The following is a 21,520-nucleotide window of genomic DNA, read 5'->3' on the forward strand; positions in this document are numbered from 1 at the left end:
TCACATATCAATTACGATATGCAAGGAGTCATTTTCTTATTGTACAGTTTCTGTTGTTTCTTCTACTTCTTCAACTTCTATTGGTTCATCAGTTGCTGGTTGTACTTTACGATATCGCTGCATTCCCGTACCAGCTGGTACAAGTTTACCAATAATAACATTCTCTTTAAGACCAAGTAATTCATCGCGCTTACCTTTAATTGCTGCATCGGTAAGAACTCTTGTTGTTTCTTGGAAGGATGCTGCAGATAAGAATGAATCTGTTTCAAGAGATGCTTTTGTAATACCAAGTAATACCGGTTTTCCAATAGCAGGTTGATATCCTTCATTTAGCACCGTGTGGTTGGCATCTCTAAATTGATGAAGCTCTAACAACGATCCTGGCAGTACATTCGTATCTCCAGAATCTGTTACACGGATCTTACGAAGCATCTGGCGTACCATTACTTCTACGTGCTTATCACCAATTTCTACCCCTTGCATTCGGTAAACTCGTTGAACTTCCCGTAGCAAGTAGTCTTGCACGCCTTCTACACCTTGAATGCGTAAGAGATCTTTTGGATCAATCGAACCTTCTGTTAGTTCTTGACCTGCAATGATTTCATCGCCCACAGTAACCTTAAGTCGAGCATTATAAGGAACGGTATAGGAACGTTGTTCGACTTCACCTTGAACAACCACTTCTTGTCGGTCTTTTACTTCCTTGATTTCATGTACCGTACCGAAAATTTCACTAATAACCGCTTGCCCTTTCGGATTACGCGCTTCAAATAATTCTTGGATACGCGGTAGACCTTGAGTAATATCGTCTCCAGCAACACCACCAGTATGGAATGTACGCATCGTTAGCTGTGTACCTGGTTCACCGATAGATTGAGCGGCAATAATTCCTACTGCTTCACCAACTTCAACGTCAGCACCAGTTGCTAGGTTTCGACCATAACATTTTTGGCAAACACCATGTTTGGTGTTACAAGTAAACGCACTGCGGATCGTTACCTTCTCAATACCCGCTTCGGTAATTTGTTTCGCTTGATCCTCAGAAATTAAGGCGTCAGCTTCAACAAGTACTTCGTTGGTTTCAGGATGTTTCACTTCATAGAATGCTATACGTCCGATTAAACGATCAATTAATGGTTCAATCATTTCCGAACCTTCTTGTAAAGCAGATACGGTTAACCCTCGATCCGTACCACAGTCTTGTTCGCGAACAATAACATCTTGTGCAACATCAACAAGTCGTCTTGTTAGGTAACCAGAATCGGCCGTCTTCAATGCTGTATCAGCAAGACCTTTACGAGCACCGTGCGTAGAAATAAAGTACTCTAATACAGTTAACCCTTCACGGAAGCTTGATTTAATCGGTAATTCAATAATCTTACCAGCTGGGTTTGCCATTAGCCCACGCATACCGGCAAGCTGCGTAAAGTTAGATGCGTTACCCCTTGCACCAGAATCACTCATCATAAAGATAGGGTTTCTACTGCTAAGTGAGTGCATTAACTTATCTTGAATGGTATCTTTCGCTTGTGACCAGACAGAAATAACTCGATCATAACGTTCATCATCTGTAATCAGACCACGACGGAACTGTTTCAGGACTTTATCTACTTTCATTTGTGCTTCTTCGAGTATTTCTTCTTTCTCTGGAAGTACCACGATATCAGAAATACCTACGGTCATACCCGCTTTTGTAGAGTAACTAAAGCCAAGGTCTTTCATTCTATCTAACATTTTTGAGGTTTCGCTAATTTTAAACCGTTTAAAGACTTCAGCAATAATATCACCCAAGAATCCTTTTTTGAACGGTTTTATGATTTCGCGAGATTGAATAACCTCTTTAATGTCTGTTCCTTTTTCCACAAAGTACATTTCTGGGGTACGTTCCTCCAGATTAGCCTGTGTAGGTTCGTTAATATACGGGAACGACTCTGGTAAAATCTCGTTAAAAATTAACTTACCAACTGTCGTAATCAATAATTGAGATTGGCGTTCATCTGAGAAAGATTTATTGCTTAATCCAGAAGTGTGCACTGCCACTCTAGTGTGCAAGTGAACATATCCATTTTGGTAAGCTAGCAATGCTTCATTTAAATCATTAAACACAGAACCCTCGCCAATAGCATTCTCGCGTTCAAGTGTAAGATAATAGTTACCCAATACCATATCCTGAGATGGAGTAACAACCGGCTTCCCATCTTTCGGGTTAAGGATGTTTTGCGCAGCTAACATAAGAATTCTTGCTTCTGCTTGCGCCTCTGCAGATAACGGTACGTGAACAGCCATTTGGTCACCATCAAAGTCGGCGTTATAAGCTGTACATACTAACGGATGCAGTCGAATCGCACGACCTTCCACTAGTGTAGGTTCGAAAGCTTGAATACCTAACCTGTGTAGCGTTGGTGCACGGTTAAGCAATACTGGATGCTCTTTAATTACTTCTTCTAAAACATCCCAAACCTCCGGATGCACGCGTTCAACTTTCCGTTTTGCCGATTTAATATTATGTGCAATCCCTTTTTCTACAAGTTCTTTCATGATAAATGGTTTGAAAAGCTCTAGCGCCATTTCTTTTGGCAATCCACATTGATACATCTTCAAATGTGGCCCAACGACGATTACTGAACGTCCAGAGTAGTCTACACGTTTACCTAATAGGTTTTGACGGAAGCGTCCTTGTTTCCCTTTCAACATATGGGAAAGAGATTTTAGTGGACGATTTCCAGGACCGGTTACCGGACGACCACGGCGGCCATTATCAATCAATGCATCTACCGCTTCTTGTAGCATACGCTTTTCATTTTGAACAATAATGCTCGGTGCACCTAGGTCTAACAAACGTTTTAGTCGGTTGTTCCGATTGATTACACGGCGATATAGGTCATTTAAATCTGATGTAGCAAAACGACCGCCATCTAGTTGAACCATTGGACGAATTTCCGGTGGAATAACTGGTAAAACATCTAAAATCATCCAAGATGCTTCGTTCCCAGAATGGCGGAAAGACTCCAATACTTCTAATCGCTTAATAGCACGTGTTCTGCGCTGTCCTTGTGCTGTTTTTAACTCTTCTTTTAATACATCTACTTCTTTTTCTAAGTCAATGTCTTGCAGTAACTTACGGATTGCTTCTGCACCCATTTGGGCTTTAAAAGATTTTCCGTATTTATCGTAATAAGCCCGGTATTCCTTTTCAGACAATAATTGTTTCTTTTCTAAAGGTGTATTCCCAGTTTCTGTCACAATATACGCAGCGAAGTAAATTACTTCCTCTAACGCACGTGGCGACATGTCTAAAACAAGACCCATTCGGCTTGGGATTCCTTTAAAATACCAAATATGGGATACTGGTGCTGCTAGTTCAATGTGACCCATACGTTCACGACGAACTTTAGCTTTCGTTACCTCTACTCCACAACGGTCACAAACAACACCTTTATAGCGTACTCGTTTGTATTTCCCGCAATGACATTCCCAATCTTTTTGCGGCCCAAAAATTCGTTCGCAGAACAATCCATCTTTTTCAGGCTTTAGTGTACGGTAATTAATCGTTTCAGGCTTTTTAACTTCACCATATGACCATGAACGAATTTTCTCCGGTGAAGCCAAACCTATTTTCATATACTCAAAATTATTTACATCTAGCAAGGGGCCAACCTCCCTTTTAGTGTCCGATTTTACCAAGCTACCAATGTATCTGATTTATAATTGAAAGCTTTTAGGTTGACTCCTGTAAAGCCAACCTATTTAGCTTTTAATTTTCTTCTACTTCAATATTAAGCTTACTTGCCTGCTGTGTTTCTTCTTCCTCTAATTCACGCATTTCTATTTCTTCTTCATCGCTAGACAGCATTTTGACATCCATACCAAGGCTTTGCAATTCTTTAATTAGTACTTTAAAGGATTCAGGTACTCCAGGTTCTGGTACATTATCGCCTTTTACAATTGCCTCGTATGTTTTAACACGTCCGACAACATCATCCGATTTCACTGTTAAGATTTCTTGCAGTGTATAAGCAGCACCATAAGCCTCAAGTGCCCATACCTCCATCTCACCGAAACGCTGACCACCAAATTGTGCTTTACCACCAAGTGGTTGTTGCGTTACTAGAGAATAAGGACCTGTTGAACGAGCATGTAACTTGTCATCAACCATATGCGCAAGTTTGATCATATACATGACACCTACTGACACACGATTGTCAAATGGTTCACCAGATCTTCCATCGTAAAGAATGGTTTTGGCATCTCTAGGCATGCCAGCTTCTTCAAGTGTCTCCCAAACATCTTCTTCCCTCGCACCATCAAATACTGGTGTAGCAACATGAAGACCAAGAGCTCTTGCAGCCATACCTAAATGTAATTCAAACACCTGTCCGATGTTCATTCGTGATGGTACCCCCAATGGGTTAAGCATAATATCAATTGGCGTACCGTCTGGTAAGAAAGGCATATCCTCTTCTGGTAAGATTTTAGAAATAACACCTTTATTACCGTGTCGACCGGCCATTTTATCTCCTTCGTGTATTTTACGTTTTTGCACAATATATACACGAACCAATTCATTCACTCCTGGAGGTAATTCGTCACCGTCTTCGCGGTTAAAGATTTTAACATCTAAAACAATACCACCAGCTCCATGAGGCACACGTAATGAAGTATCACGAACTTCTCGAGCTTTTTCACCAAAGATGGCATGAAGGAGGCGTTCTTCAGCTGATAATTCGGTAACCCCTTTTGGTGTTACTTTACCAACTAGAATATCTCCATCAGAGACTTCAGCACCAACGCGAATAATTCCATATTCGTTTAGGTTTTTCAAGGCATCTTCTCCAACGTTTGGAATGTCTCTAGTGATTTCTTCCGGTCCAAGCTTCGTATCACGTGCTTCGGACTCATACTCCTCAATATGAATGGAAGTATAAACATCATCTTTTACAAGTCGTTCACTCATAATAATGGCGTCCTCGTAGTTATAACCTTCCCATGTCATGAAACCGACAAGAACGTTGCGTCCAAGCGCAAGTTCACCGTCCTCCATTGATGGACCATCGGCTAGGATTTCACCTTTCGTTACACGGTCACCTTCACTGACAATTGGGCGTTGGTTATAACACGTACCTTGGTTAGAACGAATAAACTTTTGCATTTTATATTCATCAAGATCACCTTTAACTTCTTTTCCATCTACATTTGAGATTCTACGAACATGTACTTGCTTAGCTTCTACGCGCTCTACAACACCTTCGTGACGACAAATAATTGCAGCTCCAGAATCCTTACCATTTACATATTCCATTCCAGTACCGACAATCGGTGCTTCAGGTTGCATCAACGGTACAGCTTGACGCTGCATGTTTGCACCCATTAAGGCTCGGTTAGAGTCATCGTTTTCTAAGAAAGGAATACAAGCAGTCGCAGCTGATACCACCTGTTTTGGTGACACATCCATATAATCAAGTTTTTCACGTGGAACAATCGTGTTCTCCCCACGGAAACGAGCAATTACTTCTTCATCAGCAAATCGACCATCTTCTGTAAGTTTGGCATTTGCCTGAGCAACAACATAGTTATCTTCCTCATCAGCAGTAAGGTAATCGATCTGTGCCGTTACTTTACCTGTCTCTGGATCAACGCGGCGATAAGGTGTTTCGATAAACCCAAATTTATTGACCTTGGCAAAACTTGATAACGAGTTAATTAAACCAATATTCGGACCTTCCGGTGTTTCAATTGGACACATACGTCCATAGTGAGAATAGTGAACGTCACGTACTTCAAACCCTGCGCGTTCACGCGTCAAACCACCAGGACCTAGTGCAGACAAACGCCGTTTATGTGTTAGCTCAGCAAGCGGATTGGTTTGATCCATGAATTGTGACAATTGCGAGCTACCAAAGAATTCCTTGATAGAAGCAATAACCGGACGAATATTAATCAACTGTTGTGGCGTGATACTCGATGTGTCTTGGATCGACATTCTCTCCCGAACCACACGCTCCATACGAGACAGGCCGATACGGAATTGATTCTGTAATAATTCCCCAACAGAACGCAAGCGACGATTACCTAAATGATCGATATCATCTGTGTCTCCTACTTGATGAAGTAAATTAAAGAAGTAACTGATTGCAGATAAAATGTCAGCTGGTGTAATATTCTTAACACCTGCATCAATACCCGCATTTCCGATTACATTTAATTCTCTTTCTCCGCTCGGGTCAGTAGGGTCAACGATTTTAATGGATTGAAGTAAAATCTCATCATCCAGTACTCCATCTTTTGGTTCAAGTACTTTTTCACCGATTTTTTCTTCTTCACGTTCTAGGTAAGGAATGATTTTGTTTAGTAATTTTCTTTCTAACTTGTCACCTTTTTCAGCTAATACTTCACCAGTTTCTGGATCGACAACCGATTCTGCTAGCACTTGGTTAAACAAGCGATTTTTTATATGAAGCTTTTTGTTCATTTTGTAACGACCTACATGTGCAAGGTCATAACGTTTTGGATCAAAAAAGCGAGAAACTAACAAACTCTTGGCGTTTTCAACAGTTGGTGGCTCTCCAGGACGTAAGCGCTCATAGATTTCCAGCAACGCTTTTTCTGTTGTTTCTGTGTTATCCTTTTCGAGTGTGTTTTTTAGGTACTCATTATCACCTATCAGGTCAATTATTTCCTGATCCGTACCAAAACCAAGTGCACGTAAGAGCACAGTGATTGGCAATTTACGTGTACGATCGATACGGACGTGAACAACGTCTTTGGCATCTGTTTCAAACTCCAACCAAGCTCCTCGGTTAGGAATAACAGTTGCAGCAACGCCCCTCTTCCCATTTTTATCTATTTTTTCATTATAATAAACACTAGGTGATCGTACGAGCTGCGAAACGATAACACGTTCTGCACCATTAATTACAAAAGTACCTGTATCTGTCATTAATGGAAAATCACCCATGAACACTTCCTGCTCTTTCACTTCACCAGTTTCATTGTTAATTAAACGAACCTTCACACGAAGCGGAGCATTGTACGTTACATCTCTTTCTTTTGATTCATCCACTGGATATTTAGGCTCTCCTAAACTGTAGTCGACAAATTCAAGTGATAAATTACCTGTGAAGTCTTCAATTGGTGAAATATCTTGAAACATTTCTCGTAGACCCTCTTCTAAAAACCAATCATATGATGCGGTTTGGATCTCGATTAGATTCGGCAACTCTAATACTTCGCTGATACGTGCATAGCTTCTACGCTGGCGGTGCCGTCCATACTGAACTAATTGTCCTGTCAACTGCTTCACCCCTTAAATCATACATTTTTTTCGTAGATTGTAATTCTACTCCAAATTTAATATAATTAGAAAAACCGAAATAGAAGCAAAAGCTCCCTTTGGTTTTTCGAATATCGATTAACATAAATCGCTAAACATACTTAACAGACTTGCAATACTTTATCATTACAAGCGTATACTATTGGTTCATCTGATAACAAGTTAGAAAGATCATTCATGAAACAAATTCCTCACTTTATGAACTTAGTAAAATTAGCGAAACAAAAGCCAATTTTTTCCGATTTTACCATTGTTTCCGAAGTTCAATGAAATATACCTAGTGAATTCATGAATTAAATCCTTGACATAAGAACCCCCATGTTAGCATTTTTCTATCTTATCACAAGTGAGGTGGCGGGTCAAACGTTAGTGGCCCGAAAGATATAATAACCTTTGTTTTTTGCAACCACTTCAACTTCACCAAACAGACTTGCTAGTTTCTCTTTGGCAGAGGGAGCTCCTTGCTTTTTTTGAATGACCACCCATAATTCACCATGTTCTTTCAATACTTGTTGAGCCTCCACAAACATTTGGTGTACTACTTTTTTACCCGCCCGTATAGGAGGATTAGTGAGGATGGCTGCAAAACTTCTGTTTTTAACAGCGGATAAACGATCACTCTCCATACATTCAACATTAGTAACTTGATTTCGAGAAGCGTTCTGCTCAGCTAATGCAATTGCACGTTCATTAATATCAACCATAACAAGATGGCGATCTTTATACTTGTCTGCAATTGCGATACCAATTGGCCCATAACCACAACCAAGATCTAATAGATCACCTGTAATAGCCGGTTCTTTAAATTGTTCAATCAACTGTTTACTCCCGAAATCTACTTCATTTTTAGAGAACACACCGATGTCACTTGTAAATGTAAAAGTTTTACCGTTTAATAGATAATCCCAAGTTTCTGGTGAACTTTTTGTTTGAGGTTTTTGCGAAAAGTAATGCTCTGTCATTTGGCACCTACTTTTAATTAAAAATTGAAGGCTGTATTCATTATTATTAAAAGCCGCATATTCCATAGCTTCTATTATAATATATATAGAGAGCCCGCCGCAGTAATACGACGAGCTCCAGATATTGAAATTAATTACTTAACTTCTACAGTTGCACCTGCTTCTTCTAGCTTACCTTTAACTTCTTCAGCGTCTTCTTTAGATACGCCTTCTTTTACTGGTTTTGGTGCATTATCAACAAGGTCTTTTGCATCTTTAAGACCTAGACCAGTGATTTCACGTACTGCTTTAACAACCTTAATTTTAGAAGCGCCAGCATCATTAAGCACTACATCAAATTCAGTTTGTTCTTCAGCAGCTTCGCCACCGCCAGCAGCTCCACCTGCTACTGCTACAGGTGCTGCAGCTGTTACTCCAAATTCTTCTTCAATTGCTTTCACTAAATCATTAAGTTCTAATACAGACATTTCTTTAACTGCATCAATGATTTGTTCTTTAGTCATGATATTTTTCCTCCTAATTTTTATAAATTATTTATTGTTTATACCGAAACGGTCCAATTAAGCGCCTTGTTCCTCTTTTTGATCTGCAACTGCTTGAGTAGCATATGCAAGATTACGAATTGGTGCTTGAAGCACACTAAGAAGCATAGATACCATACCTTCGTAATTTGGAAGATCTGCTAATTCTTTAATTTGATCAATTGTAGCAACATTCCCTTGAATTACGCCACCTTTGATTTCAAGTGCTTCATGTTTTTTAGCAAACTCATTCAGGACTCTTGCTGGAGCTACTACATCGTCATTACTAAATGCAACAGCAGACGGTCCAACAAGCGTTTCACTAAGATCATTTAATTCAGCAGCCTCTACCGCGCGGCGAGTCATAGAGTTTTTGTACACTTTGAATTCTATCCCCTCTGCACGCAGTTGCTGACGTAGCTCTGTTACTTCTGCAACATTCAAACCTCGGTAATCTACTACTACTGAAGTTTCACTTGCCAAGAATTTATCTTTAATTTCTTCGACAAGTTGTTTCTTTTGTTCGATAATATCAGACATTCTTCCACCTCCTAAAAGTTACTTATTATACCGTATTCTCAAAGCAATTATAGTTATTAAAAAAGCTCCCACGCAGACATGGGAGCTTATTTTTATTGGAATCACACATCAGTCGATTACCAATTTATTTATAAACACCTCGGCAGGATGAATTAAACGTCTGCGCGTCCCTGCTGTCTACGGTACAACATATTCTTTTATCGCCAAAAATCAGTATAACGAATTCTTAATAAAAAGTCAATAACTTTTTATCGACGAACCATATTTGAAACGTCAACACGGATTCCAGGCCCCATCGTTGAAGCGACAGATGCATTTTTCATGTACATCCCTTTAGAAGCTTGAGGCTTCGCTTTAACAAGCGTATCTGTAATAGCTTCAAAGTTCTCAACAAGTTTCTGATTATCAAATGAAATCTTGCCGATTGGAACATGAATGTTAGCAGATTTATCAACACGGTATTCAACTTTACCCGCTTTAATATCTTGAACAGCTTTTTCTACTTCAAATGTAACTGTTCCTGTTTTTGGATTCGGCATTAGACCTTTTGGTCCTAATACACGTCCAAGTTTACCAACTTCTGCCATCATGTCTGGAGTAGCAACTACTACATCAAACTCAAACCAGCCTTGGTTAATTTTGTTGATATAGTCAGACTCTCCAACATAATCAGCACCAGCAGCTTCCGCTTCTTTCGCTTTATCACCTTTAGCGAAAACAAGCACTCGTTGTGATTTACCTGTTCCATGAGGAAGCACCATTGCTCCCCGAATTTGTTGATCTGCTTTCTTCGGATCTACTCCTAAACGAAAAGCAGCTTCTACTGTTTCATCGAAATTAGCTTTTGCAGTCTCTTTAACTAGAGCAATTGCTTCAGCTACTTCATATGATTTTGAACGATCAACAAGCTTCAAAGCTTCTTGATGTTTTTTTCCTTTTTTAGCCATTTTATTTCCTCCTCTAATGTGGTTATAACGGTTATACCTCCCACTTATAAAAGCACGACCCGGCTTTTATAAAGCTTAAGAGGATAATTTGGTACCAAACCGAATTATCATCTTCACGAAAAAGGTTGCGAGAGGCAACCCAACCGCAACCTATACCGTACTCTCAGTAAACATTCCAATGCAAAGATTGGCTTCGCAAAGTAAGAATGCTGACTAGTCAACAAGCTAAATAGCTACTGTTGACTGCACATAGGTCATCATGATTAGTCTTCGATGTTGATACCCATGCTGCGTGCGGTTCCTTCAACCATGCGCATCGCTGCTTCTACGTCAGCAGCATTTAAATCAGGCATTTTTGTTTCTGCGATTTCTTTTACTTTATCGCGTTTAATTGTAGCGACTTTATTACGATTAGGCTCACCTGAAGCAGTTTCAATACCAGCTGCTTTTTTCAACAGCACAGCTGCAGGTGGAGTTTTTGTAATAAATGTAAATGAACGGTCTTCAAACACCGTAATTTCAACAGGGATAATCATACCCGCTTGATCTTGCGTACGTGCGTTGAATTCTTTACAGAATCCCATGATATTCACACCTGCCTGACCTAATGCAGGACCTACTGGTGGAGCTGGATTTGCTTTCCCAGCCGGGATTTGTAATTTTACAAGCTTAATTACTTTTTTAGCCACGAGACACACCTCCTTAAAGTCCGTGATGTGGTAATAGGGTCCTTGTGATGCCCTCCCACTCAAATTTGTTCTACCTATGGGGTAGATACATGAATAACAAAAGAATTTTAGCATGGATTTTAAAATAATGCAAGGTTTGTCTAATTTTCTTTTGTTGTTTTATGATAGTTTTTCAATTTGAGAGAAGTCCAATTCTACAGGTGTCTCTCTGCCAAACATATTTACGTGAACTTTCACTTTTTGTTTATCCGTATCTATATTTTCAATACTGCCTGTGAAATCAGTAAAGGGGCCATCTGTTACTCGTACATTTTCTTTTAATTCAAAGTCAAACTGTACGACAGCTTCATCCACACCCATACGTTTTAGCACACTCTCTACTTCATCTGGCAGCAATGGAGTTGGTTTCGTTCCACCGCCACTTGAACCAATAAAGCCAGTTACACCAGGTGTATTCCTTACCACATACCAAGAATCATCAGTCATAACCATCTCTGTTAATACATAACCAGGAAAGAACTTTTTCTTCGTTACTTTCTTCTTCCCATTTTTTATTTCCGTTTCTTCATCCTCTGGGACAATAACACGGAAGATCTTGTCTTCCATCCCCATTGATTGGACACGTTTTTCTAAATTCATTTTTACTTTGTTCTCATAACCAGAGTATGTGTGAACGACATACCAATTTTTCTCCATTTTATTAGGACAATCTAACTTTGTCCTTCCCTCCCTTTTACTATTAGTCATTTTATATGAAATGAGGGGATATCCCCTTAATTTTCAATTGATTCTCATTACATTTATTTGCCAATTTAAAAAACCCGTTTTCCTCCGGGTTTTTCTAAAAAGTCGTATATTATTCTTCATTATAGCATATTTATCCTATAAATATTCAATCAATATTATAACAGATTCAAAATTTGTGTAATTCCAAGATCAATTAAAAAGAAAAATAATGCCATGAAAGCTACTGTTGTAATAACCGTAATTGTATAACTAGTTAATTCCTTGCCGCTTGGCCAGCTAACTTTTTTCATTTCTCTTGAAACATTTTTTAAGAAACGAAACATACTTGTACCCCCTACCTAACCTGAAAATCGTGGGTCACCTTATCTATTTTTGACCCTTACTAGCTAACCCCATACTATATTCAGCGCATCGGAGTCTATTTCGTCTCACGGTGCAGCGTATGCTTACCGCAAACTTTGCAGTATTTTTTCACTTCCAGCCGTGCAGGTTGTGTGGATACATTCTTATGTGTGGTATAATTTCTACTTGAACATTCTGCACATGCCAAAGTTATCTTTTTGTTCATAACGTCACCTCAAACGAGGGAATAATCTACTATCAACTCTAGCACGCTTGCAATATCGTGTCAATATATCTCCTAATGTGTAAGCTCATTCCCTTCTATGAGCTGCTCTAATTTGCGCTTCACTCGTTGAAGCGCATTATCAATAGACTTTACATGCCGGTTAAGATCCACAGATATCTCCTGATACGTCCTACCGTCCAGATAAAGATGAAGCACTTTCTTCTCTAATTCGCTTAACAATTCTGATAATTTTAGTTCCATATCCCCAAACTTCTCTCTATTTATCAAAAGCTCCTGCGGGTCTATGGCTTTTGATCCTGCAATCACATCTAATAAAGTGCGGTCAGTCTCTTCATCATAAATTGGCTTGTCCAAAGATACATAGGAATTAAGAGGAATATGCTTTTGCCGAGTGGCGGTTTTAATTGCTGTAATAATTTGTCTAGTAACACATAATTCTGCAAAAGCTTTAAAAGACGATAGCTTGTCCCCGTCATAATCACGGATCGCCTTATACAGGCCAATCATCCCTTCCTGAATAATATCCTCTTTATCAGCGCCTATTAAGAAATAGGTTCGAGCTTTTGCCCGTACAAAATTCCTATACTTATGTATTAAATAATCCAGCGCTTGACTATTTCCTTGATGGATAAGCTGCAATATCCCCTCATCATCCAACATACTCAAATGCTTCTCGTCAATCTCCATATGGTTGGCACTCACCAAGATGACCCCCTGACTACCACGCAGTCAATTTAAAACTTATTATACAGGAAGCGCTTTATAATCGTCAACACAGCAAAAGAGGAGAATGATGCGGTTTAACCCTATTTTTACATTTCTCCCCTTCGCCACTTCTCAAATTTTTCCAGAACGGCTTGGTCCAACTCAATTTTCGTATGAGCCTGGGTTTTATGATGCAGATCGATTGTTGCTTCTATTTCTTTTTCTATATTTTTCGATTCTATAAATAGCTCTCTTGCCGACTTTCGTAAAGCTCCACTACCAAATATTGTACGTTGTTCAGCGTAATCCGAAGTTGCAACATACACTTGGGTTTGAATGTTTTTCACTTCTTTTACTAGCTTCTCTATACATTCATCAGCTGTTTCTTTCTCTTTAGTAAAGATAACTTCCACATCGTATGCCTTTAGTTTACTGGCAATTCCTCTAACATAGTAAGCATCAAAAACAACAATCACTCGATACCCCGAATAAGCTTGATATTCTGCCATTAGTTCGATTAAGCGATCTCTAGCTTGTCCAACATCTTTCTCTTTTAGTTTCTGAAGTTCTTCCCATGCTCCAATTATGTTATATCCATCAACAATTACTACAATCATCTTTATTCACCAACAGGAAACCTTTTGCGATAAACCTCGTACAATAGTAGCCCACAGGCAACGGACGCGTTTAAAGAGGAAACTTTTCCTTTCATCGGAAGGCTGACCGTCCAATCGCACTTCTTTTGAACTAAACGACTCATCCCTTTTCCTTCGTTACCTATCACAATCGCAATCGGTAATGTACCATCCAGCTTCCTGTAGTCTTCCGTCGCATTTGCTTCTGTCCCAACCACCCATATATGGCGATCTTTTAATTCATCAATTGTAGTTGCAATATTGGTCACTCTAGCTACCGGAATATGCTCAATTGCACCTGCCGCAGTTTTAGCAACGGTTGCTGTTAATCCTACGGAGCGACGTTTAGGAATAATAACCCCATGTGCTCCCACAGCATCAGCAGAACGGAGAATAGAACCCAAGTTATGAGGGTCTTCCAATTCATCTAAGATGATAAAGAAAGGTGATTCTGACCGCTCCTGTGCTTTCTGGAACAAGTCATCCAACGTAGCATAGTTATAGGAAGCTACATAGGCAACCACCCCTTGATGATTACCATTGGATAGCTGATCTAATTTACGCTTTGGCACTTTCTGTACAATTGTCCCTGCAGTTTTACCGAATTGAATAATTTTACCTTGTGTGGTCGCATTCAATTGTTCCGAAATTAACACTTTATTAACTGACCGACCCGAATTCAATGCTTCTATCACCGGGTTCTTACCGATAATTAATTCTTGATCCATTAAGCCTCACTCCTTTCTGTAACTTTAATGGCATCCTCTATTAGTTCATCCAGACGCGCTTGATGTTTTGACAAGTAATGATACCCGATGAGTGCTTCAAATGCTGTACTATAACGATAGGCTTGGACACTTAAATTCTTAGGAACCGAACCAGACTTCGCATTTCGGCCCCTAGCTACTACCCGTTGTTCCTCCTCACTGAGATACCCTATTTCCAACCACTGCATGACAACATTTGCCTGTGCTTTCCCTGACACGTATTTAATTGCTTCTTTGTGTAATTGTTGCGGCTTTACTTGACCATGTTGCAAGAGATGCTCCCTAATATACACTTCATAGACAGCATCTCCCATATAAGCAAGGGCTAAGCTTTTCATCTGTTTCACATCGTCCTTCATATTAGCCCCTCTTCCATCGTACTCCTTGAGGTGTATCCTCTAGTAGAATATTTTTATCCTTTAGCATATCACGAATCTCATCTGCTCGTTCAAAGTTACGGGCTTTTCTAGCTTCATTCCTCTCTTCAATTAATGCCTCAATATCTTCATCAAGCAACGGCTGGTCTTCTTTTATTTCAATACCTAACACATTTAAGAAAGACTGTATCGTCTCTTGAAATGCTTCAATTACATGGCTGCATGTTTGATGTGATTGCAAATAAACATTTGCTTCTTTTGTAACATCAAAAAGCACTGATATTCCATTTGCAGTATTAAAGTCATCATCCATTTCATCTTCAAATTGCTGCTTCCAATTAGATATTTTTTCCATCCATCTATCTTTATGGTCAACTAAGTCCATGCTGGAAGCTTTACGATGTGCAAGATTATCATATGCTGTTGTAATTCTTTCCAAACTGTTTTCTGCACTCTTAAGCAACTCTTCTGTAAAATTGATTGGGTGACGATAATGTACACTGAGCATAAAGAAACGAAGTACTTGCGGATCATGCTGATTAATTAAATCTCGCGTTAGCACAAAATTCCCTAGTGATTTAGACATTTTTTCATTATCTATATTAATATATCCATTATGCATCCAATAATTAGCAAATGTTTTTCCGTTCATTGCTTCCGACTGTGCTATTTCATTTTCATGATGAGGAAATGCTAAATCTTGTCCGCCAGCATGAATATCAATGGTATCACCTAAATATTTCTTTACCATAGCAGAGCATTCTATATGCCACCCTGGACGCCCTTTGCCCCAAGGAGAATCCCAAGCTATTTCTCCTTCCTTTGCTTGTTTCCAAAGAGCAAAATCCAATGGATCCTTTTTCTTTTCTCCAACTTGAATTCGAGAACCTGCCCGCAATTCATCAATGGATTGATGTGATAACTTACCATACCCATCAAATTGACGAGGCTTAAAATATACATCACCTTCAGCCTCGTATGCGTAACCCTTCTCAATAAGCTTTTCTATGAATTGAATAATATCATCCATCGTCTCCGTTACACGTGGGTTTCTTGTTGCTTTCTTCACTCCTAACGCACCAACATCTTCAAGATAAGCATCAATAAATCGGCCTGCAACCTCCGGCACTTCTTCCCCTAGTTCATTTGCAGCCTTAATTAATTTATCATCCACATCTGTGAAATTAAGTACATAATCAACAGTGAAACCTTTATATTCAAAGTAACGTCGAACGGTATCAAACACAATAGCCGGTCTAGCATTGCCTATATGGATGTAATTGTATACAGTAGGTCCACATACATAAATGCTTACTTTGCCTTCATTTAAGGGTTTAAATACTTCTTTTTGGCGAGTAAGTGTATTATAAATTTTAATCGACATGATGTTTTTTCCCTTCCTTCAATTCTGCAATTTCACCTTTTAACGCATCTATTTCGTTTTGTAAATATTCACAGCGGTTGGAAACAGGATCCGGCATCTTATGATGGTCCAGATCTCTTCTTACTTTTTCCCCATTTTGCTTAACTACTTTTCCTGGAACTCCTACAACAGTAGCATGATCTGGTACATCTCGGAGTACCACGGAACCACCACCTACTTTTGCACTTTCACCGATCGTAATGGACCCAAGCACCTTGGCACCAGTTGCAATTAATGCATTGTTTTTAACGGTAGGATGACGCTTCCCTTTTTCCTTACCAGTACCGCCCAAGGTCACTCCCTGGAAGATGGTTACATTATCTCCTATTTCACATGTTTCCCCTATGACCACCCCCATGCCATGGTCGATAAACAAACGGCGGCCAATGATCGCTCCTGGGTGGATTTCAATTCCAGTTAAAAAACGGCTCACTTGTGATATCACACGGGCAATAAAAAACATTCTCCGTTTATAAAAAGCATGTGCAATGCGATGAGACCACACGGCATGTAATCCTGAATAGGTTAGGCAAACTTCGATATACGTTCGTGCTGCCGGATCTTGCTCAAAAACTACATCCATATCTTCTCTCATCCGCTTCCATATCCCCAATTTCGTATCCTCCTCACCGTTAACATTTGTATATCTAGTGCTTATATCAAAAATAAGCGTCCCTGTGTACAATACACAGAGACGCTTATGCGCGGTTCCACTCTGTTTGAAGGGGGAGAAAAGAGCACAAACCCCTACCAACTTAGCTCTTATAACGGTAGAGAACCGCCGTTATGTACTAATTTCCATAACAGACTCTGAGGAGCACTTCGGAAACAATGCTTAAAACCACTCGCAGCCTAGGTGATTCTCTCTGTATAAGCGGGTTACTTCCTACTTTCCCTCTTCATCGTTCCATATTGTAATAATACTATATTATATATTATGCGGAATGTGAATTATTAAGCATCTAATTTATTTAAAACTTGATCAAGACGAGCAACCACATCTTCTTTTCCCAGTAATTCAATTGCCATCGGAAGCTCTGGACCATGCGTTTGACCTGTTGTTGCTACACGAATCGGCATAAATAAACGTTTACCGCGGTGTCCGGTCTCTTTTTGCGTTGCCTTGATTTGTGCTTTAATAGCGTCTTTTGAGAAATCCTCTAAGTGGATAAGCTTATCTGTGAATACTTGTAACACTTCTGGAACTTGTTCTTCTTGCAGAACATCCATCGCACCTTCATCAAAAGCGATCTCTTTATTAAAGAACATATCGGTTAACTCCACGATCTCCGCACCATACCTTAATTGATCTTTATAAAGCGCAATTACCTTTTCTGCCCATTCCTTTGTAGCTGCATCCATATTTGCTGATAGCTTACCAGCTTCCACTAAATGCGGCATTGCAAGTTCAATTACATCCCCTAAATCTGCTGCTTTTATATACTCATTATTCATCCATTTCAATTTGTGACGATCAAATATTGCGGCAGACGTTGAAAGTCTTTCTGGATCAAAAATAGAAATCAATGTTTCTTTATCGAAGATCTCTTCCTCTCCAACTGGTGACCAGCCTAATAAGGCAATGAAATTAAAGAGAGCTTCTGGTAAGTACCCAAGATTATGATACTGCTCAATAAATTGCAAAATATGTTGGTCACGTTTACTTAATTTTTTTCGCTCTTCATTAAGAATAAGCGTCATATGTCCAAACTGTGGCGGCTCCCAACCAAACGCTTCATAAACCATCATTTGTTTCGGAGTATTCGAGATATGCTCCTCCCCACGCAAAACATTTGTAATTTCCATTAAATGATCATCAATGGCAACTGCGAAATTATACGTAGGTATTCCGCTTTTCTTTACAATGACCCAATCACCAAAATCACTGGATTCGAATGTGATCTTGCCACGAACCATATCCATAAACGTATACGTCGTATTATCTGGTACACGGAAACGAATGCTTGGCTTACGCCCTTCCTCTTCAAACACTGCAATCTGTTCGGCTGTTAAATCACGGTGTGCACCTGAATATTTAGGAACTTGTCCTTTTGCACGCTGCTCCTCTCTTTCTTCATCTAATTCCTCTTCTGTCATATAACATTTATATGCTAAACCCCTCTCTAAGAGTTCGTCTACATATTTCTGATAGATGTCAAGTCGTTCCATTTGGCGATAAGGGCCATAATCACCACCTATGTCTGCTCCCTCATCCCAATCAACACCGAGCCATTTTAGAAATTTGAGCTGACTTTCTTCCCCACCAGCTACGTTTCTTTTATCGTCTGTGTCTTCTATTCGAATGACCATTTTCCCATTAAAATGTTTGGCGTATAAATAGTTAAATAATGCTGTACGTGCATTCCCGATATGCAAATGACCAGTTGGACTTGGCGCATAACGTACTCGAACCTGGTTTGTCATGGTTCTGCCCCTTTCTATATCAATACATAAAATAAGTAACTAATAGACTCATCCGGCTTTAATGGCACAGGCAACGTTACATCCTGCGTTAACTGCGGTGATAGTCTAAGATGATTTCTAAATAAAATTATACTTCCCTCTTCAGTATAACAAAAGTGATAACAATCGATGTTATCACTTTATCTATCCTTTATAAGTTATACCTTTTTTACAATGCTTTTTCAAGTAATTTTGGTTTAGCAAATATCATTCGACCGGCAGATGTTTGCAACACACTCGTAATTAATACCTCTATGGTTTTGCCAATATAATCTCTACCCTCTTCAACCACAATCATAGTACCATCATCTAAGTAAGCAATACCTTGATTGTGTTCTTTACCGTCTTTAATGACTTGGACGACAAGTTCTTCTCCAGGTAAAACAACTGGTTTAACCGCATTCGCTAAATCATTGATATTTAACACATGCACACTTTGTAAATCACAGACTTTATTTAAATTAAAATCATTCGTCACAACGATGCCATCAATTACTTTTGCTAACTTAATAAGTTTACTATCCACTTCATGTATATCTTCAAAATCACCTTCGTAAATTTCCACTTTAACAGGCAATTCCTTCTGGATACGGTTTAATACATCAAGCCCTCTACGGCCTCTATTCCTTTTTAGCACATCGGATGAATCGGCAATATGCTGCAATTCACCTAGAACGAACTGAGGGATTACAATGGTCCCCTCTAAAAAATTTGTTTGGCAAATATCAGCAATACGCCCATCAATGATAACACTCGTATCTAAAATTTTAGCTTTCGGTGAAATGGCAGAAACTTGTTGCTGCTCATTTTCAGCCGGCTTGCGTTTTTCACGTTCCTTTTTATTGATATTCAATAAGTTTAAAAATTCATCTCTTCTTCTAAACCCAACTTGAAAACCAAAGTAACCTAGCAATATTGTTGTAAACAACGGAAGTACTTGAGATACTAATTCAATATTAATATCCGTTAATGGTATATTAACTAAAAAGGCAATAATTAATCCTGCCATTAAACCTAAACTTCCAAAAAACAGATCACCAACAGGCAATTTTATAAGCGCTTCTTCTACCCACTTTAAAAAACCGACAATATAATCAACAAGCCAATATGAAAGGAGAAAGAAAATAATTGCACCAATTACCGTTCCTACATATGGTGAAAACACCCAATTTGCATCTGTAAAATCTAATAAAGTCAAGATATCAGGGACATATAAATACCCAACGGTACCGCCTAATATAATAAAGAATAAATGAACTATCTTTTTCAGCACCACTGCCACCTCCTAACCTATATTATTGCCGAGGTTCAAAAAAAATAATCCTTCGAAAGTAATAAAATATTATAATGTCAATTAAAGCATAGCATAGCTATCATCCTAATTCAAATATATAAACATATTATTATATCAAATAAAAAAACATATTACAATAAATATTATTCCATTTATCGACTTACACCTAAATTCAATGCCTCTTGTACCGAATTAACACCAATGACTTCAATATTATCAGGGGTTGTCCAACCGTCTAAATTATTTTTTGGGCAAATTACCCGTTTAAATCCAAGCTTCGCTGCTTCCTGAACACGTTGTTCTATCCTAGACACACGCCTAATTTCGCCTGTTAAGCCTACTTCACCTATAAAAATATCATCTGGTTTTGTAGGTTGATCTCGAAAACTAGAAGCAATGCTTACAGCTATTGCTAAATCAATAGCTGGTTCATCCAATTTCACGCCTCCAGCAACCTTTATATAAGCATCTTGGTTCTGAAGCATTAGTCCAACACGCTTTTCCAATACTGCCATTAATAACGGAACACGGTTGTGATCCACACCAGTAGCCATCCTACGTGGATTTCCAAAAGCAGTCGGAGATATTAATGCTTGTATTTCAACAAGTACAGGTCTAGTTCCTTCCATCGATGCAACAACAGTTGATCCAGCAGCACCCTGTGAACGTTCTTCTAAAAATATCTCAGAGGGGTTTAGTACTTCTCGTAATCCTTCCTCTTTCATTTCAAAGATACCCATCTCATTCGTACTGCCAAACCGGTTTTTCACACCGCGTAATATCCGATACGTATGATGACGTTCTCCTTCAAAATAGAGCACAGCATCAACCATATGTTCTAATAGTCTGGGACCAGCAATAGCCCCTTCTTTGGTTACATGTCCCACAATAAATATTGGAATTCCATTTGTTTTTGCAAGCTTCATCAATTCGGATGTACATTCTCGTACTTGTGAAACACTTCCCGGTGCGCTTGAGACTTCTTCGCGAAAGATGGTTTGTATGGAATCAATCACCACAAAAGAAGGCTTTACTGCTTCTATTTGATTGGCTATATCCATTAAATTTGTCTCCGCTAGCACATATAATAAGCCTGTTTTAACACCTAAGCGATCGGCTCTTAGTTTTGTTTGCTTTGTCGATTCCTCACCTGAAATATAAAGAACTGGCAATTGTTTATCCGCTAAATGCGATGAAATCTGTAATAACAAGGTAGACTTCCCTATACCAGGATCACCACCAATAAGTACTAAAGATCCCGGAACAATTCCACCACCTAGTACACGATTGAACTCTTTCATCGTTGTAGTGATCCTTGGCTCCTCTTTTGTTTCAATTGACGTAATCTTTTCTGGTTTACCAACAGATCTTGCTCCTGTTTGGAAAGACTGTTTATGTCTGCCGCCAGTAACTTCAATTTCTTCAATGAATGTATTCCAATTATTACAACCAGGGCATTTACCCATCCATTTGGCGGATTCATACCCACATTCATGACAAACATATTTTGTTTTTCGTTTCGCCAAATTCC

19 protein-coding genes and 2 other annotated features are annotated in these 21,520 nt (G+C 39.1%); all 19 genes read right to left on the minus strand.

Annotated elements, in window-relative coordinates; translation table 11 throughout:
• Positions 1 to 36: 36 nt before the first annotated feature.
• Complete coding sequence (gene rpoC / locus M948_RS42255; protein ID WP_021292718.1) at positions 37 to 3,648, minus strand: DNA-directed RNA polymerase subunit beta'; 3,612 nt, start codon at positions 3,646 to 3,648, stop codon at positions 37 to 39.
• Between the two features lie 106 nt (positions 3,649 to 3,754).
• Positions 3,755 to 7,291 (minus strand): DNA-directed RNA polymerase subunit beta, encoded by a 3,537-nt coding sequence (rpoB, locus tag M948_RS42260; RefSeq protein ID WP_021292719.1) that lies wholly within the window; start codon positions 7,289 to 7,291, stop codon positions 3,755 to 3,757.
• A gap of 398 nt (positions 7,292 to 7,689) precedes the next feature.
• Positions 7,690 to 8,292, minus strand: a complete 603-nt coding sequence (locus tag M948_RS42265; RefSeq protein ID WP_021292721.1) for a class I SAM-dependent methyltransferase — start codon at positions 8,290 to 8,292, stop codon at positions 7,690 to 7,692.
• Between the two features lie 134 nt (positions 8,293 to 8,426).
• Positions 8,427 to 8,798, minus strand: coding sequence for a 50S ribosomal protein L7/L12 (rplL, locus tag M948_RS42270; RefSeq protein ID WP_222860455.1), 372 nt, complete (start codon positions 8,796 to 8,798; stop codon positions 8,427 to 8,429).
• Positions 8,799 to 8,852: 54 nt separating this feature from the next.
• Positions 8,853 to 9,353, minus strand: a complete 501-nt coding sequence (gene rplJ, locus M948_RS42275; protein ID WP_021292723.1) for a 50S ribosomal protein L10 — start codon at positions 9,351 to 9,353, stop codon at positions 8,853 to 8,855.
• Between the two features lie 49 nt (positions 9,354 to 9,402).
• Positions 9,403 to 9,554, minus strand: a sequence feature (ribosomal protein L10 leader region).
• A 47-nt stretch (positions 9,555 to 9,601) separates the two neighbouring features.
• Positions 9,602 to 10,300: a 50S ribosomal protein L1 gene (gene rplA / locus M948_RS42280; RefSeq protein WP_021292724.1), complete on the minus strand. Its 699-nt coding sequence runs from the start codon at positions 10,298 to 10,300 to the stop codon at positions 9,602 to 9,604.
• A gap of 263 nt (positions 10,301 to 10,563) precedes the next feature.
• Complete coding sequence (rplK, locus tag M948_RS42285) at positions 10,564 to 10,989, minus strand: 50S ribosomal protein L11 (protein ID WP_021292725.1); 426 nt, start codon at positions 10,987 to 10,989, stop codon at positions 10,564 to 10,566.
• Between the two features lie 159 nt (positions 10,990 to 11,148).
• Complete coding sequence (gene nusG / locus M948_RS42290) at positions 11,149 to 11,685, minus strand: transcription termination/antitermination protein NusG (RefSeq protein ID WP_021292726.1); 537 nt, start codon at positions 11,683 to 11,685, stop codon at positions 11,149 to 11,151.
• Between the two features lie 206 nt (positions 11,686 to 11,891).
• Entirely contained in the window at positions 11,892 to 12,059 is a 168-nt protein-coding gene (gene secE, locus M948_RS42295) for a preprotein translocase subunit SecE (protein ID WP_021292727.1), read from the minus strand.
• A gap of 95 nt (positions 12,060 to 12,154) precedes the next feature.
• The gene (rpmG, locus tag M948_RS43060; protein WP_074436695.1) at positions 12,155 to 12,304 is read right to left on the minus strand and encodes a 50S ribosomal protein L33; all 150 of its coding nucleotides are present in this window, start codon (positions 12,302 to 12,304) and stop codon (positions 12,155 to 12,157) included.
• Between the two features lie 72 nt (positions 12,305 to 12,376).
• On the minus strand, positions 12,377 to 13,012 hold the full coding sequence (gene sigH / locus M948_RS42300) for an RNA polymerase sporulation sigma factor SigH (RefSeq protein WP_038246152.1): 636 nt from the start codon (positions 13,010 to 13,012) through the stop codon (positions 12,377 to 12,379).
• A gap of 125 nt (positions 13,013 to 13,137) precedes the next feature.
• Positions 13,138 to 13,647, minus strand: a complete 510-nt coding sequence (locus M948_RS42305; protein WP_021292729.1) for an NYN domain-containing protein — start codon at positions 13,645 to 13,647, stop codon at positions 13,138 to 13,140.
• Between the two features lie 2 nt (positions 13,648 to 13,649).
• Positions 13,650 to 14,393: a 23S rRNA (guanosine(2251)-2'-O)-methyltransferase RlmB gene (gene rlmB, locus M948_RS42310; protein WP_021292730.1), complete on the minus strand. Its 744-nt coding sequence runs from the start codon at positions 14,391 to 14,393 to the stop codon at positions 13,650 to 13,652.
• A complete protein-coding gene (locus tag M948_RS42315; RefSeq protein WP_021292731.1) occupies positions 14,393 to 14,791 on the minus strand; it encodes a Mini-ribonuclease 3 in 399 nt (132 codons plus the stop codon). Before M948_RS42315 ends, rlmB begins: the two co-directional genes overlap by 1 nt.
• A gap of 1 nt (position 14,792) precedes the next feature.
• On the minus strand, positions 14,793 to 16,193 hold the full coding sequence (gene cysS / locus M948_RS42320) for a cysteine--tRNA ligase (RefSeq protein WP_021292732.1): 1,401 nt from the start codon (positions 16,191 to 16,193) through the stop codon (positions 14,793 to 14,795).
• Positions 16,183 to 16,827 (minus strand): serine O-acetyltransferase, encoded by a 645-nt coding sequence (gene cysE, locus M948_RS42325; protein WP_038246158.1) that lies wholly within the window; start codon positions 16,825 to 16,827, stop codon positions 16,183 to 16,185. The genes cysS and cysE overlap by 11 nt, the downstream gene beginning before the upstream one ends.
• Positions 16,828 to 16,919: 92 nt before the next feature.
• Positions 16,920 to 17,144 (minus strand) — a binding site (T-box leader).
• Positions 17,145 to 17,186: 42 nt separating this feature from the next.
• Positions 17,187 to 18,656, minus strand: coding sequence for a glutamate--tRNA ligase (gltX, locus tag M948_RS42330; protein WP_021292734.1), 1,470 nt, complete (start codon positions 18,654 to 18,656; stop codon positions 17,187 to 17,189).
• 208 nt (positions 18,657 to 18,864) lie between these two features.
• The gene (locus tag M948_RS42335) at positions 18,865 to 19,968 is read right to left on the minus strand and encodes a PIN/TRAM domain-containing protein (protein WP_021292735.1); all 1,104 of its coding nucleotides are present in this window, start codon (positions 19,966 to 19,968) and stop codon (positions 18,865 to 18,867) included.
• A 173-nt stretch (positions 19,969 to 20,141) separates the two neighbouring features.
• Positions 20,142 to 21,515 carry a DNA repair protein RadA gene (gene radA, locus M948_RS42340; protein ID WP_021292736.1) on the minus strand — a complete coding sequence of 458 codons (1,374 nt, stop codon included), beginning with the start codon at positions 21,513 to 21,515 and terminating at the stop codon, positions 20,142 to 20,144.
• Positions 21,516 to 21,520: the final 5 nt, after the last annotated feature.

Origin of the sequence: Virgibacillus sp. CM-4 (assembly GCF_000445495.1) — a bacterium.
GTDB classification, from domain to species: Bacteria; Bacillota; Bacilli; order Bacillales; family Amphibacillaceae; genus Virgibacillus; species Virgibacillus salexigens.